The 13,723-nt window shown below is 54.2% G+C and carries 16 protein-coding genes; all 16 read right to left on the bottom strand.

Translation table 11 applies throughout. The annotated features are described in order from the left end of the window. Nucleotides 1–4: 4 nt before the first annotated feature. On the bottom strand, nucleotides 5–1,171 hold the full coding sequence (locus tag A11S_RS10245; RefSeq protein WP_015468441.1) for an efflux RND transporter periplasmic adaptor subunit: 1,167 nt from the start codon (nucleotides 1,169–1,171) through the stop codon (nucleotides 5–7). 145 nt (nucleotides 1,172–1,316) lie between these two features. Further along, nucleotides 1,317–1,535, bottom strand: a complete 219-nt coding sequence (locus A11S_RS10250) for a PAS domain-containing protein (protein ID WP_015468442.1) — start codon at nucleotides 1,533–1,535, stop codon at nucleotides 1,317–1,319. A 99-nt stretch (nucleotides 1,536–1,634) separates the two neighbouring features. Continuing rightward, a complete protein-coding gene (locus tag A11S_RS10255) occupies nucleotides 1,635–1,844 on the bottom strand; it encodes a hypothetical protein (RefSeq protein WP_041802725.1) in 210 nt (69 codons plus the stop codon). Nucleotides 1,845–2,305: 461 nt separating this feature from the next. Next, nucleotides 2,306–2,545: a hypothetical protein gene (locus A11S_RS10260; protein WP_041802727.1), complete on the bottom strand. Its 240-nt coding sequence runs from the start codon at nucleotides 2,543–2,545 to the stop codon at nucleotides 2,306–2,308. Then, complete coding sequence (locus A11S_RS10265; RefSeq protein ID WP_015468444.1) at nucleotides 2,545–3,204, bottom strand: structural protein P5; 660 nt, start codon at nucleotides 3,202–3,204, stop codon at nucleotides 2,545–2,547. Before A11S_RS10265 ends, A11S_RS10260 begins: the two co-directional genes overlap by 1 nt. 72 nt (nucleotides 3,205–3,276) lie before the next feature. Continuing rightward, nucleotides 3,277–3,567: a DUF6127 family protein gene (locus A11S_RS10270; protein WP_015468445.1), complete on the bottom strand. Its 291-nt coding sequence runs from the start codon at nucleotides 3,565–3,567 to the stop codon at nucleotides 3,277–3,279. A gap of 20 nt (nucleotides 3,568–3,587) precedes the next feature. Beyond that, nucleotides 3,588–5,843 (bottom strand): host specificity factor TipJ family phage tail protein, encoded by a 2,256-nt coding sequence (locus A11S_RS10275; protein ID WP_015468446.1) that lies wholly within the window; start codon nucleotides 5,841–5,843, stop codon nucleotides 3,588–3,590. Continuing rightward, nucleotides 5,818–6,252 (bottom strand): NlpC/P60 family protein, encoded by a 435-nt coding sequence (locus tag A11S_RS10280; protein WP_015468447.1) that lies wholly within the window; start codon nucleotides 6,250–6,252, stop codon nucleotides 5,818–5,820. The genes A11S_RS10275 and A11S_RS10280 overlap by 26 nt, the downstream gene beginning before the upstream one ends. Further along, nucleotides 6,249–6,791: a DUF1833 family protein gene (locus tag A11S_RS10285; RefSeq protein WP_015468448.1), complete on the bottom strand. Its 543-nt coding sequence runs from the start codon at nucleotides 6,789–6,791 to the stop codon at nucleotides 6,249–6,251. The genes A11S_RS10280 and A11S_RS10285 overlap by 4 nt, the downstream gene beginning before the upstream one ends. A gap of 2 nt (nucleotides 6,792–6,793) precedes the next feature. Further along, nucleotides 6,794–7,240: a hypothetical protein gene (locus A11S_RS10290; RefSeq protein ID WP_015468449.1), complete on the bottom strand. Its 447-nt coding sequence runs from the start codon at nucleotides 7,238–7,240 to the stop codon at nucleotides 6,794–6,796. A 10-nt stretch (nucleotides 7,241–7,250) separates the two neighbouring features. Next, nucleotides 7,251–8,906, bottom strand: a complete 1,656-nt coding sequence (locus A11S_RS10295) for an RCC1 domain-containing protein (RefSeq protein ID WP_015468450.1) — start codon at nucleotides 8,904–8,906, stop codon at nucleotides 7,251–7,253. A gap of 15 nt (nucleotides 8,907–8,921) precedes the next feature. Next, nucleotides 8,922–9,452, bottom strand: coding sequence for a hypothetical protein (locus tag A11S_RS10300; RefSeq protein WP_015468451.1), 531 nt, complete (start codon nucleotides 9,450–9,452; stop codon nucleotides 8,922–8,924). Nucleotides 9,453–9,469: 17 nt separating this feature from the next. Further along, nucleotides 9,470–9,955 (bottom strand): hypothetical protein, encoded by a 486-nt coding sequence (locus A11S_RS10305; RefSeq protein WP_015468452.1) that lies wholly within the window; start codon nucleotides 9,953–9,955, stop codon nucleotides 9,470–9,472. After that, complete coding sequence (locus A11S_RS10310; RefSeq protein WP_041802729.1) at nucleotides 9,955–12,957, bottom strand: tape measure protein; 3,003 nt, start codon at nucleotides 12,955–12,957, stop codon at nucleotides 9,955–9,957. The genes A11S_RS10305 and A11S_RS10310 overlap by 1 nt, the downstream gene beginning before the upstream one ends. 6 nt (nucleotides 12,958–12,963) lie before the next feature. Continuing rightward, nucleotides 12,964–13,116 carry a hypothetical protein gene (locus tag A11S_RS11945; RefSeq protein ID WP_015468454.1) on the bottom strand — a complete coding sequence of 51 codons (153 nt, stop codon included), beginning with the start codon at nucleotides 13,114–13,116 and terminating at the stop codon, nucleotides 12,964–12,966. Between the two features lie 26 nt (nucleotides 13,117–13,142). Then, complete coding sequence (locus tag A11S_RS10315) at nucleotides 13,143–13,673, bottom strand: hypothetical protein (protein WP_015468455.1); 531 nt, start codon at nucleotides 13,671–13,673, stop codon at nucleotides 13,143–13,145. Nucleotides 13,674–13,723: the final 50 nt, after the last annotated feature.

Below are 13,723 nucleotides of genomic sequence, written 5' to 3' on the forward strand. Positions count from 1 at the left end.
TCTTTTAATCCTGCTTCTTGTTAAGGGTGGCTGTAGATTGCTCTACCGCTTTCACGGCGGTGTCGGGCTTGAGTTTTTGCCCACCCTCAACGACCACGCGATCTCCAGCGCTCAGGCCTTCCGCAACTAGCCAGCGATCCCCGACCACCCGCGACACAGTAATGGGACGGATTTGTGCCTTATCGTCCTCGCCAATGCGCCAGACAGTCGTGGAGCCATCGGCATTGCGGGTTACGGCCTGCTGCGATACCAGAATGGCATCAGCCTTTTGAGCCTGCGTCACACGCGCTTTCACAAACAAGCCCGGCAACAGATCGATTTTCGGATTCTCAAACAGGATGCGCAGTTGCACCGTCCCCGTTCCCTGATCGACGGTCACATCGGCAAATTGCAGAAGACCTTGTTCGCTGTAGGGTTCGCTTTCCCCCTCAATGGTCAGTGTGGCGGAGGCCTGCGCTGATGCCGAACCGCCATTTTCAAGAAAACGCTGCATCCGGCGCAGATCTGCGACCGATTGAGTAACGTCTACGTAAATTTTGTCCAGTTGCTGCACAACAGCCAGCGGCGCGGCCTGTTCTGCCGTAACCAGCGCACCTTCTGTCACTGAGGATTTACCAATGCGGCCAGAGATGGGAGAAAACACTTTTGTGTAATCCAGATTGATCTTGGCCCTTGCAACGGCGGCTTTGGCAATCGCTACATCGGCCTTGCTCTGCTGCAGGGTGGCAACGATATCGTCGTATTCCTGCTTACTCACACCGCCAATCTTTACCAGCTCGGCGTAACGCGCGGTCTTGGCCTCTGTGGATTTGATATTGGCCTCGGCCTTCTCCAAGTCAGCCATCGCGCTATCATAGGTCGCCTTATAGGGAGCCGGGTCAATCTGGTAAAGCTGCTGGCCTTCCTTAACGTCACTGCCTTCCTCAAATAGGCGCTTGGTCACGATGCCGCTGACCTGTGGGCGAATTTCCGCAATCTTGAACGCCTGCGTCCGGCCCGGCAGCTCCTGATACAGATCAATGTTTTCTGGCTTAAGTGTCACGACAGCAACGTCAACGACCCGCGCCGCCGATTGCTGCGCTGTTTTCTGGCCTTTGTCATCTGAGGGCCACCAGATATAAGCCCCAACGCCCACCAGCAGCATCATGGCTACGATTGCCAGTTTCTTCATCGGGGACGCACTCCTCGTTAAGTGATTGAAATGCCAAAAATAGCGACATTATTTAATGTTGTAAATGTATTATTTCATGTTTATCATTAAAAAACACATAAAAAAAGACCCCGCGTTGGTGGGGTCTCAATTTACTGCGTTAAGCCTATTCCCTGCCAAATAACTCTGATGTGTTAATGGTTCTCGACAAACATCTGTGGTTTTTGTCTTTTATCTCATCCAGCGCGTAGCCCAGCGCAGTTAAAAAATTGTCATTTGCCCAGAGGATTTTGCCGTCCCTATCAAAATGAATCACGGCTCTTGAACGATTGAGAGCTGCAGCAAGCGCTTCATCATCGCTTTTTCTTGTTATATCGAGCATCATAAGACTTCCTTCTATTTAATTCAGAGGCAGCCATCTGCTTATGAAGACGGATACCAAATTGGTATTATCCTGAAATATTTTTTGGAACAATCCTATAGATCAGTGAAGTTTGCTTTTATATGAGTCTTCAATAATATCCGCTGCAGCATTCCAGATATTTTTGATCCAAGGCGACATATAGGTGAAGCGTTGGTATCTATCATCACCTGCAGCCATAAGCCTTAATTCGGCAGCAATGATTGCGGGGCCATCTGCAACACTATCTAGGCCTGCTTGTAAGGGGGTTCTTTTATCGTCATCATCGGTCATTACGGTCTCCTAAAACTAAACGATCACCAGAGACAATCTCTGGTGATCGGGGAGTAGTTACCGTCCGAGAACGGCCAGCGTATTTACGCTAGGCGCTATTGTATTCCGCTGCTCCCCGACCGTAGTCGAGAGGCAGCATCTGGGTGACGGCTGATGCCATTGCCGTCTCGGAAGGGGTAACTAGCCCCGGATCAGCCTTTTTCGCTGATCCGCATGCATGTTAGCCAATCCAAATAAGTTTAGCAATTAACGAAACGCTGATTATGGCGAATCTCTCACCGATGGGTCGCCCAAGTATACATGCTTAAGGGCAGCTTTCACGGATTTGCGCCCGTAGCACGCCGTAGTCTTGAACAGCCACCGGGAATGCCGCATTGCCTGATGCAGCTTCAATTTCATCCGCTAACTTGTTTTGAAATTTGCGATCATATTCCTTGATCGGCGGACAGGTGGTTGCCGGGTTAGAATTTGCCCCGGCGCAAGCGGTCAACAAGCTCACTGCGAGTACGGGGAGCATCCAGCGTTGCACGAAGTTGCGCATTTTTTACCTCGATGATTTTTTTGAGTTGGTCGTTACGTTCAGCACTCCGGCCTGCCTGACGTGCGCCAAGCAAGACAACCAGAACCGAAAGGCCAGCTGCGCCCCATCCAAGGAGGCGCAGCATATGACCCGACAGCCAATTTTTAAGAATGCTCCCCATCAACGAAGCCCTTTCCGGCGGTCATCGATCCGCGCCCACAGCATGACGCCAATACCAATCAACGTAACCACTAGCAGCAGCCATTTCGCCGCCTCCAAATAGGGAGCAATAGCCATCAACGTGGTGGTGGCTGGCTCCAAGGAATCCTGAATGGCTTCGATTCCTCCAGCGCCCAGCGTGCCTGCCGTGGCAACTTGGCCGCCTTTGACCGTGCGCGAAGTCTGCAGGCTTTTTTGACCCGGCTCCACCCCAGCCAGCACCAGCGCCTTGGTAATTTCAACATCACTGTACGGTTGCTGGCCGTTCTCATGCTGGATGATGGCTTCCAGCACAGGCTTCAAATGTTCGAAGCGATGCATGTCCAGCGTTTGTAATGCGGCGAAGCCTGTATGGCGTGCAACCGACTGGATATAAGCCTTTGTATTGTTCTCCACGGCTGGTGCCCAACGCGTGATGATCATCTCAATGGTGCAAAGACCGTATTTATCCTGATAGGTGATGAGCAGTCGAGCCAAAGCACGGATGCCATAAACGGCGGATTTGAACATGAAAAATTCCCGGTCGTTCTGCTCCTTGGCAAGTCCCTGCCATGGGTCGTTTGAACGGCGGATGTTGCCGGGGTTGTTGTTACGGATGCCGCGCGGTTTTTGCGTCGTCATGGTTTTTCTCCTTTGTTGAAAATGAAAAAGCCGCCTTGAACGGGCGGCTCGGAAAGCTCGTGTGTGTGATTTTTATCGGTGAAAAATACCTCCTTTCGCGGCAATGCCAGCCACCAGTAGGGCAAGAAGCCCGACCGTTACCCAGCGCACCAGTGTTTGCAAAAATGTCCGCTGCATGATTTTGATAGAGCCTGCAAGATCGCGCAGCGTGCGGATATCATGGGCGGCATTCTCATCGGCAAGGCCGACTTCCTTCAGGGCTTTTCTTGCGCCCCGACAGGCAGCCTGCTCCAGCAGGGTTTCAAATTCGCTGCGCGGTATGACAATCATGTCCTCCCGCTGCGGTGGTTTGGCAGCAGACATCACTTTTCTCCTTCTCAAGGTTATTGGTCAGCGGTGTGAACGAGTGAATTCTCGACCACCGCCGATATTTCGATGATTTCCCCGCGCGGGCGGACAGCCAAAACCCGTGCCAATACGCCCCATTGCTCACCGACACCAAAGGAGAAGTGCGTGCGCTCTTCTTCCGTGCCTGTGTAGGGCGTAAAATCGATTTCCTCCATCAACTGGAGCTGGTAGTCGCTCCCGCCCGCAGAAACCGTCCACGGGCCGCTTAATGAGCCGTCCTTCCGGCGCAGAACGACATAGTGCGTACCAGTGTCAACAAACGTCACAGGCTCGGACAAGGTCAGGACAGGCTCGGCGTAATCGATTACATCACCGGCTTCTCCCCAGCGCGGCATGTCATGGGAAATGGCAATCAGGTCGCTATAGGTCGGGATCATACCTTCCAGCTCAGTGCGGAAGGATACAATGCGCCGCCGATAACGGTTGGCCGCCGCCATATACATCCCCTCGCGTGTGGCCTGGTCTTTATCGGTGCAACCAAACAAGGAGACTGTGGCAGGCTGTTCGGCGGCGCTATCGGGAAGGCTGGCAATGACTTCGTCCTGTTTCCAAGTCTTCTGGTTGAAAAACTCGACCTTTACGCTGTCAGCAGTGTCTTCTCCCGGCATGACGAAGTCGATCTTGAAACTGCCTTTGACGATATTGCGCGGCGAGAACATGGCCACAGGAAGCGCACGAGACTCATCACGGGCAAAACGAACCAGTCCGCCCTGCAGAAACGGCAGCGTGCGACCGCACCGGGCGACTTGCGTCAACGCATCCCACACGGTCAGCTTCCGGTCGAAAACGCCGTTGAAGGTATCGCCTCTGGATGTCCACACCGCATCCAGCGCCACCAGTGCCATGAGATCAATCCGGCTGTCAGTCAGCTTTGCGCCATAAGTGGCTTTCAAAATATCCGCCAGCGCCCATGCAATCGAACGCGTTGGCTGCAGATCGCTCCAACCTGTATCGGGATGCCAGCTTTTCAGTTTGCGGGTGGCGATACAATTGACCATGCGTGCTGACCGCTGTGACAAGTTATCGGTCGCCCGCATCTTCATGGCCAGCAAGGTCACATTCCCAAAATCCGCTTCACCCACCAGATGCGCTTTCAGCGCGTTCCAGTTGATATCGTTACCAGCGCGGGCCGAATTATCCTTGCCATTGGTGCGCAAGGCTTGAACTTCATAACGGCCAGCGGGAACCGGATATTTATAGGTGAGCCGGATCGGCGTATTGGTATTGGCTGTATGACTTTCCGCCGCCAGCGTTGTCCATGCACCCAACGCATTGCCTTCATCATCGATCAGGCGGGCCTGCACCTCCCAAGAGACTGTCCGACTGGCCAGCGATCCGTTGTCATTGGCGTAATACAGCCCTTTGGGCATGACCACATCCAGCGCTAGCAGATCTGTTGTGGTTTCGGTGGGGTTGGCGACAAACGGGCCGACCCAATCCCCGCCATCACCCAGCGCCAACAATTCCTGCCCCGCGATTTCTGCTGCCGTCACCACATCCGTATCCAGCAGCGTAACCATGCCACCGGGCGGTACGATTTCGTAAGTGATTTCTTGAAACGAAGTGATCGGCGTGTCCTCGATGCGGATTTGCTCGATATCGTATTCACCCTGACCAATGACGTGCAGCTGGTAGAGATACTGCTCATTTCCGCCAAATTCGGAATATGGCGTGGCACCGAAATCGGGATAGATCACATGGCGGCCATAAACGACCGGGATTGGCTCACCCAGACGCGCCGAATTGCCCTGTGCCTGAATGGAATAGGTCGGGCTGGGGCTGGTCGCATTGTAATTACTGATTGCCGAGCTGGGCATCGGCGGCGGGATTAGCGCGTTGACGAGCACCGACCCTGCCAATGCCACGCCAGCCGTTAATAACGAAACACCCACCGCGCTTGTTACGCCCATGGCTGCCCCTAGTGCTGCGCCTGCGTAAGGTGCGGCCACCATGATGGCAATGGTCAGCACTGCGCGGAAAATCTTGCCGCCACCACCGCCGCCTTGCGGCAGGGTGATAAAGGAAACAACTGTCTCCTTTTGAAAAATGACGACAGCCCAATCCTTACGCAAGACAGGTTCCCCATCAACAAGACACAACGTGGGCTTGGAGAACTCTGCAATCCCGCGCTCATTCAGCCACCCGCGAATTGTCTGACCAATGCGGGGCGTGAAAATGTCCACGTCCTTGTGCAAATAGAACGGATTATAATGGATGGCGATTTGTGCCATGCGCGTGATCTCCGATGTAACGATAAAAGTTTTCAATTTTCCAACCTGTCGAACTGAGACTGAGAATGTTTTGGAACACCACCCCAGCGCCTTGGATGCAGTGCAGAATTCCGCCACCATCCACATCTAGCCAAATGCCGACATGAATTGGGTGGCGGGATTGACGCATGAGGGCGATATCGCCTTCTTGAGGTTTGCGGACGGTGTCCCAGCGCTTGCGTTCCGGGTGCGCATCAATGGTGCGGATCAGTGCTTTAAGGTTGTTTTCCTCCACTGGGATAATTTCCAGCGTTCGCCCGTACAGGCGGCGGTGAACTTCAACCACCAACCCCCAGCAATCATAAGCATCCGGCCCATCCGAGGCGACGATCCACGGTTTGCCGATATAATCAGTGGCCCAATGTGTCATCGTGTCAGTCCTGCGAAGCGTAAGGCGTTGTAGGTTTCAGAGGGGAATGCCTTGTTGCCAACATCGAGCATCCGCGCACGGCCTGTTACCCGTGAGGTATCAGCGCTGACTTCCGTTAAAACCAGCGTGAACGGCGGCTCCATCTGTGGGCCTTCCAAATCGTCCGACAAATACGGACGGTAAGTGACCTCGATCTTGCTCTGGCTGTCCGATGCCGCATCCAAGTGCTTGACGATCTCGCGGCTGGCATTATCCAGCGTGATCGAGATTTCCGGCACGGGTGCGGTATCAATCGGCGGCAATTCCAGATCAAATCCCATGGCGACAAACGTCACCATAGCCCCAGCATTCAACGGTGCGGCTGCTTCCAGCCGAGCCGTCAAATCCTGATTGTCGCGCACCACACGGATGGCAATTGGCTCACCGTCATCATCGACAAATGACGGATGGCGCAATTCCAGCGTATGCAAGATCACAACATCGCTCGGCGCGGAGGCATACGCCTCGCGCAGAGCATCACTCAGGGATGTGTTGGGCATGACTAGATGTCCCAAGCCTGATCGGTCAGATACTCAACCGCGATCCCATTCAGGAACAAGGCCTCGATCTCATCCGAGCGCAGGCGAATATCTTGGATCGTTTGCAAAAGTCCATCCGCTTTTTGCAAAAGCTCTGTCTGTTTCTCATCCAGCGTTTTCAGTTTGCCCAAGAGGTAAATATCAGCCAATGCGTTTTGCTGTTTCCATTGCGGGGCAATGGCGAGAATGCGCCGGGCGGCCTCTTCCTTAATCTGCTTGATCAACTGGCTATGCTTATAGATCAGCGCCAGCGCCTCCTCATCAGCTGCAGCCTTGCTCCCTGTCGGATACTCTTGCTTTTCGGCAAAGGCGTAATAATGCCGCCCATCGATTTCCGCCAGATGAATAGGCGCGACTTCACTTTCGGCAAAGCTCAAGGCCTTGCCGATCACATAGGATCTGATTGTCATGGTTTTCTCCTTAGAAGATGACGTTGGTTAGGGATAAAACGTTATGGAGGTTGGCGGGCTGCGTACCGCAAGCGCCCACGGAGTTTTCTCCGCACGCATCAACACGCCCATCGTCATAAAGCACGCTGATCCCCCATGCGGTATAGCCGTTGCCGTACAGGTTCCAATCCTGAATGGTGCCGCTAATACCAAGGACTTTTTGGAAGGTGCTGACATTGGAAGCATGGCCGATGCCCAGATTTCCGTTGCCATTGTAGCCCGTACTCCACAACTGGTTTCCAGCCTGAAGAACGCACCCATCTGTTGAAACGCCACCCCCCATAACGGCTCGTGTAACATTACCTTGGAATGCGCCAGCAGGCTTGAATGGCGCAGCTACGTTTGCCGTGTTGCCATTTCCGATCTGGCCGTAACCATTATATCCCCAGAGATAAATCTCTTTCTGTTGGCTAATCGCACCGAATGCAGGATAACGACCATCCCCAGCAAATATGTCGGTAAAGAAAGCTGGGTGGATAATTTGCGTAAAGCTCGTACGATCAGTGGTATCGCCTAACCCCAACTGCCCATAGCCATTATAGCCAGTTGTCCAGATCGTCCCATCCGCACGCAGCACAAGACCGCATCCTGCAGGGCCATTTCCTGCCGTTGTATATCCAGCACTGGCCACTGCTTTTACGATATTATTGAGAGACGGATGCAAAATGGGTGTTTGACGTGTTGTGCCATCACCAAGGCCAAGCTGACCATTATTGTTACTGCCCCAAACCCAGAGATTACCGTTATCTTCGACAGCATAGGCGTGGTGCTGCATTCCAGAAAGAGTAACGCAAGTAATGTTTGTCAAGGAACCACAACGAACAGGGACATACTGGTTGGCGGTTGTGCCGTTACCCAACTGACCAGTGCCGTTAAAACCGCAGCCATAGACTTTACCATCGGTGGTTAAAAACAATGCGCAAGCGTAGTCGTAGTAATTTGGACGGCTAGGAATGACTTTGGCGATCTGAATATTATTTGCGACAAAAAATTCAATTCGCGTAGCGATAGCACGGTTGGCCGTATCTCCATGTCCCAACTGGCCATAGTTATTGTATCCCCAAGACCATACTTCACCATTAGCCGTAAGAGCATAGTTTTGAGCGCCACCTAAAAAGACCTCAACAAAGCGTGCATTGCAGTCTGTTGGCGTGAGTCTTGAAGGAATATACACATGGGAACCTGTTGGATCGCCATTCGAGTTATTGCTTCCAATGCCACAAGCCTTAATGGTACCGTCCGCCATAAGATAGGCACGAACGCCCGATCCACCCATGCCATTCACTTTAGCCAGCTTGGCAACGCGGCGGGACGGATCAACTGCCTGCGTGCGCCATGCGGGTTTGCCGTTAATGAGCTGAAGAATTTCCGTCTCCGCACCACGCGCTAAGCGTACAGGCGCATTGCCATCGTGAATGAGAATGTCGCCTTCCTCCAGTAATTGATCCGTGCCGGCGGCGAGTAAATCCCAATCCTCGCCCACCACCGGAATGACGTCCATTACATCGCGCAGCGCAATGTAGCTGGAGCCACGGTGGGAAACGGCATCATCCGGTACATACGTGGCTTCAGCTTGATACGCCCCGCGCCAGTTGATGCGAATATTGCCAAGGTCGATAACGGCCATGTTGTTCTCCTTTGATTAAATGTTGATGAGTAAATGGCCGTCAGGGCCGATAGAAAAATCCACGCCGGGCAGCGTGATGAACCACACGGGATAGTCTTTGGCAGCGAATGTCCCGTCGCCGCTTTCGGCCAGCAGCTTTGCGCCATCCTTGCGCAGACCATAAAAGACACCTTTGGATTCGATTGGCTCGTATCCACTTTCGTCTTCCTTGACGGCCAGCAGCATGCCTGCCTTTCCTATGAGATCGGTGGGGAGGTTGAGAGCGTCCGCCAGCGTTTGTGCGGTGTGCGCATGCTCCGCCGCCTGGTCACGGGATTCCTCTGCATCCGCGACAGCTTCGGCCAGCTGTTCACCAGCTGCCCCAAGGTCGTTCAATCCTTGCTGGATCGTGTCTTCGATATCCTTTATGGCCTTAGCGACGCTTTTAACGTTGCCACCTTCGGTCGGCACCACCGTCTGGTCATCACCGTGGACAATGTTGTGCAGGACTTGGCTGTCGCTTTGAACACGCGCAACCGCATCCTGCAGATCTGTCTGCAGGGTCATATCATTTCTCCTGTTTTTTAATTCAGCGTGATAGGCAAGGTTTGATGCACGAGGATGTGCAGAGCATTGCCCGAAAAAATAAGGCCTGCAGGGTCTTCACTCAGCAGCAAATTCAAAAGCCCCTCATCGAGAACAGGGCGCTCACGGATCTCAAGCTCCGAAGTAATTTCCCACAACGTGCCGCCCGCCAGCAATCGTGCGGAAAACTGGCGGGTAAACCTCGCTTCCTGATCCAAAAGACCTAAGCCTCCCAGCAGCGTGATTGTGAACCAGTTTGCGCCTTCCTTAGCATGCCAGCGATACCAGCCTTCAAAGACGGCATACTGGTCACGGCGCATGATCCAACGCACCGAAACTTTCGTCGGCACGTTGGTAAATCGCCGCCGTTGCCGGGCAAGGCCTGCCTCCATTTCTGTGCGTAGGATGGCATCTTCCGGCTGAACGGCATAACCCTGAACCGTGGGCAACGGCAGCGTATTCGGCCATGTGATGATGTCAGGCATTATCGGTAACTCCCCGCCGCAGGATTAAGGCCGTAGCGACGCTCCAGCGTTGATGCCAGACCTTCGCCACGCCCGATATTCCGCGCCATTTTGGTTTCGACTTCCTCGATCACTATATTCAGATCAAGGTTTCCAGCGCTGTCACGCCGCACGGTCGCAGAGGCTTCCGCCCCGGCGACATTGTTTTCGACCTTCACCGACACGTTGACGTTTGACTTTGACTGCAACGCGCCGCCCAACAGCTGCATTTGTCCGGGCGTAAACACCGCTTCGCCTTTCTTGGCGATAATCGGCACTTCATTGCCAACGATACCGCCCGTGTGAAAACGGGGTGCGCCACTGAAAACGCTGGGGTGGACACGCTTGCTGGCAAGGCTGTCTTGGCCGATAACGCCACCCGTGTGCGCTGTGGGGGCCGCTGCAGCACCGCCGCCGCCAAACAAACCACCGACAAACGTATTCAAAGCGCCTGCCAGCGGCGTAGTGATCGAGGACTGGATTTGCATACGGATCAGATCGGCGATGATGGAATCCGCAAAATCCCCAAAATCCAGCTTTCCGGTCTGCACGAAATCAACCAGCGTTACTTCCATGTTTTTAAACATGGAAGTAACGCCGCGCTCCGCCTTGCTGGCCATATCCTGTGCTTCATCCGTGACGGATTTCAGGCCACGTTTAATGCCGTCTTCCCAGCGCTTCGAGCTATTCAAATCCTCTTCACGGGCTTCACGCAGCATATCCTGATAGACAGCTTCGACCTGTTTTCTGAAGTCTTCATAGCCTGCCGCCGTTTGGCTCAAGCCCAGCATAGCTTCATTACGCCATGCCTCGGCTCGCGCTGTCACAGCATCCAGCGTCACGCTCAAATCTTCGTAACGCTTGCGCACATCCTCAACGATTTTTTCGCGCTCACGTTCGGTTTTTTGGTTTTCACGCTGCGCTTCTTGATAGCGCTTCTCGCTTTCCTGAAGGCCGTAGATTTCAGATACCAGCGATTTGATTTGCGATGCGTATTCACCTTGTGCCGCACCTTGTTCGCCTGTCAGATCAATTCCGGCGCGGCGCAAGGTTTGTTCCTGCTCATTCGTGATCATGGCGCGGCGCACGGCTTCCTCGCCTTGTGCGCGGGCAGCAGTTAGGCGGCGCAACGCCTGTTCTTCGGCCTGTAGTTCTGTGATGCGTTCCTGCAGCCGTTTTTTATCTTCATCAGACATACCGCGTGAGATGGGCTTTGGTGCTTCTGTTTCAGATGGTTTCTGCTGTGCCTGCTGAGGCTTGGGATTGCGCAATTCATCCAGCGCGGCAGCTGCTTTTTTGGCTGCACGTTCGGCGGCCAGCAAAGCCAATACTTGCTGCTGCACATCTTCGGCCTGTTCGCCGAAGTCAGGATATTTGGTAGCCAGCTTAAATAAGGCTTCCGAATATTCCTGTGCGGAGAGCTTTCCCTGATTGAAGGCTTGGCGTGTTCGATACAGCTCATCCTGCAGCGGTGTGCCAGTGCGGGAAAACTGATCCCAAAACCCTCCGATTCCTCCAAACTTCAGTTCTTTTTGAAGATCGGTAATGTTTTCTTTGGCCGTTTCCAGCTGCTTGGTGAAGCGATAGATGGATTCCGTTTGCGTCAATGCGGCAGTGCTTTCTTCTGCTGCCTTGGCCGTCAAACCCAGCTCCTCCTTAACCTCCTTTAATTCCTGCGCATGGTCACTGGCCGCCTTGGCCGCAGCGTCATGCCCGGATGCCAGTTTCACCAACGCAATGCCTGCCAGAATGGCCAAGCCCACAGGCCCACCCACCAGCGCCAAGGCGGCACGGAAACCGATCATGGCGACAGTAGCCAGTTTGGTCGCACCTTCCATGACCACCAGCTGCACGGCAAAAGCCGTGGACAAGCTGGCCGCCAATCGCAGACCAACAACCATCCCGGCATTGCTCATGATGGCCGCATTCAGCATGGCAACAGCACCCGCGACCGTGCGGGCGATCACAAGACCACCAATGGCGGTGACAGCCAGATCGGCATTTTCGATCAGGAATGATAAGGCTTCGGCGGCGGTAACAATCACCGATCCCAGCGTTTCGCCCAGCCCACGCGCCGCATCCTGCACGGCAGGGTCGGACAGCGTATCCGCCAACGTGCGATAGCCAACGCTCAGGCCGTCAAGGAATCCTCCGGCAGCAATCGTGCGTTCGATTTCCAGAATGGAATTGTTGAAACGGTTGAGTTCTGCGCGGGCATTTTGTGAAGCTTCCGGCACGCCATCCGAAAATGTACGACGAATTTCATTTGCGAAACGCGGCAGGAATTCATCGGCAATGACTTCGCCTTGCTCCAGCATTTTATCCAGCTCGGCGGTGGTGATGCCCATACCGCGTGCTGCAAGCTGGAATGCGCCATACAACCGCTCACCCAATTGGCCGCGCAATTCCTCGGTTTGCACCTTACCTTTGGACATGATCTGGCCGATAGCGCGTAAGGCGCCATTGGTCTGATCAACCGAAAGCTGGAGGACGGTGGAGGCTTCAGCCACGGCGGTAAAGATGTCGCGCGTGCCTTGCCCGGCCAGCGTTGTGCCTTTTGCCGCCGCCGCGATCTGCAGATACGACTGCGACGTTTCCAGCAAATTGAGGCCAAGGCGTTCGGATTCCGCCTGCAAGAACGCCATCTCCGCTGCCGCGCCCTGACTGCTGCCTGTAACTGCCGCGAGCGCCGTATCCAAGCCCTGAAATGCCATACCTGTTTCATTTACGGAACGAATGCCACCGATAATGCCAGATAATCCTGCATATGCGGCGACAAGGCCTGCTGCTTGCCGAAACACAGAGTTGAGCGCCCGCGCGGTCGTATCCACAGCCTTTAACCCAGCATTGGCAGGCGCAGTTGCCCTATCGATGCGGTTGAAAGCCTGCTCACCTGTGCGGCCAACGCGCTCAAAGGTTTCCTCAACCCTTTTGCCGTCAACCACCGCGAGGCGGATGCTCATGTTTTTCTGTGCTGATCGCATCAGAGATTAGTCCTTGTTTTTGATTTGGGCTTTGGTCAAACCCACGCTTACGGCGGGCAAAAGCTCGGCCATGACCTCGCGGCCGTAACCAAGGGCATCGGAAAGTAGGAAGGCTTCCTGCAGGGGGAAACGATCACGAATTTGAGAGCTGACTTGCATGGCGACATCCCATGCCTGCCATCCCTCTAGGCTTTCGCAGTCGTTTTTCTTGTACGGGCAGTCCGCGCATTCTTCGGGGCAGGATTTGCAGTATTCAGCGCCGTCCCCGAAGTGCCACTCTGCCCGGCGCTCAAGTCTTTTTTTTCCGCATCAATCAACTCCCGTACACCTGTGTATTGCTGGGAAAAGCTGGCAGCGATTGACCAGAAGCCCGTCATCAGCTCGTCAATCTTTTCGGGCGTTACGGGAGCCTTGGCATCGCCATCGGCTTCCAAAATACCGTCCCAATCAACGATGGCTGTACGGGCAAGGCCACGCGCTAGATATTCCTCGGCCAGCGCTTCGCGGATTTCCACGTTGTCGACCTGTGGCAAATCATCGACCGATGCGCCGATTTCCTTTCGCTTTCGGTATTCCTCACCAATCTCCGTCAGGCGCTTGTTCATGAAAGCCCGTGCGGCATAGAAAATCGGGCTGGTGCATGGGCGTACTTTCACGCGCACGCCAAGGCCAAGTTCCAGCCAATACGGTTCGGTCTTAATATTGAGTTTCAGCATGTTGTCTCCTTGCTATTCTCGTTGAATGAAGCGTGTATGCGGCTCTCACA

This window comes from Micavibrio aeruginosavorus EPB (assembly GCF_000348745.1).
In the GTDB taxonomy this organism is placed as follows: domain Bacteria; phylum Pseudomonadota; class Alphaproteobacteria; order Micavibrionales; family Micavibrionaceae; genus Micavibrio; species Micavibrio aeruginosavorus_A.

Coding starts and splice junctions, on each gene's coding strand:
- A11S_RS10270 (WP_015468445.1), bottom strand. CDS start 3,567: ATGTCTGCTGCCAAACCACCGCAGCGGGAGGACATGATTGTCATACCG.
- A11S_RS10300 (WP_015468451.1), bottom strand. CDS start 9,452: ATGACCCTGCAGACAGATCTGCAGGATGCGGTTGCGCGTGTTCAAAGC.
- A11S_RS10285 (WP_015468448.1), bottom strand. CDS start 6,791: ATGCCCAACACATCCCTGAGTGATGCTCTGCGCGAGGCGTATGCCTCC.
- A11S_RS10250 (WP_015468442.1), bottom strand. CDS start 1,535: ATGATGCTCGATATAACAAGAAAAAGCGATGATGAAGCGCTTGCTGCA.
- A11S_RS10310 (WP_041802729.1), bottom strand. CDS start 12,957: ATGCGATCAGCACAGAAAAACATGAGCATCCGCCTCGCGGTGGTTGAC.
- A11S_RS10265 (WP_015468444.1), bottom strand. CDS start 3,204: ATGACGACGCAAAAACCGCGCGGCATCCGTAACAACAACCCCGGCAAC.
- A11S_RS11945 (WP_015468454.1), bottom strand. CDS start 13,116: ATGCAAGTCAGCTCTCAAATTCGTGATCGTTTCCCCCTGCAGGAAGCC.
- A11S_RS10305 (WP_015468452.1), bottom strand. CDS start 9,955: ATGCCTGACATCATCACATGGCCGAATACGCTGCCGTTGCCCACGGTT.
- A11S_RS10245 (WP_015468441.1), bottom strand. CDS start 1,171: ATGAAGAAACTGGCAATCGTAGCCATGATGCTGCTGGTGGGCGTTGGG.
- A11S_RS10315 (WP_015468455.1), bottom strand. CDS start 13,673: ATGCTGAAACTCAATATTAAGACCGAACCGTATTGGCTGGAACTTGGC.
- A11S_RS10260 (WP_041802727.1), bottom strand. CDS start 2,545: ATGGGGAGCATTCTTAAAAATTGGCTGTCGGGTCATATGCTGCGCCTC.
- A11S_RS10290 (WP_015468449.1), bottom strand. CDS start 7,240: ATGACAATCAGATCCTATGTGATCGGCAAGGCCTTGAGCTTTGCCGAA.
- A11S_RS10280 (WP_015468447.1), bottom strand. CDS start 6,252: ATGACACATTGGGCCACTGATTATATCGGCAAACCGTGGATCGTCGCC.
- A11S_RS10275 (WP_015468446.1), bottom strand. CDS start 5,843: ATGGCACAAATCGCCATCCATTATAATCCGTTCTATTTGCACAAGGAC.
- A11S_RS10295 (WP_015468450.1), bottom strand. CDS start 8,906: ATGGCCGTTATCGACCTTGGCAATATTCGCATCAACTGGCGCGGGGCG.
- A11S_RS10255 (WP_041802725.1), bottom strand. CDS start 1,844: ATGACCGATGATGACGATAAAAGAACCCCCTTACAAGCAGGCCTAGAT.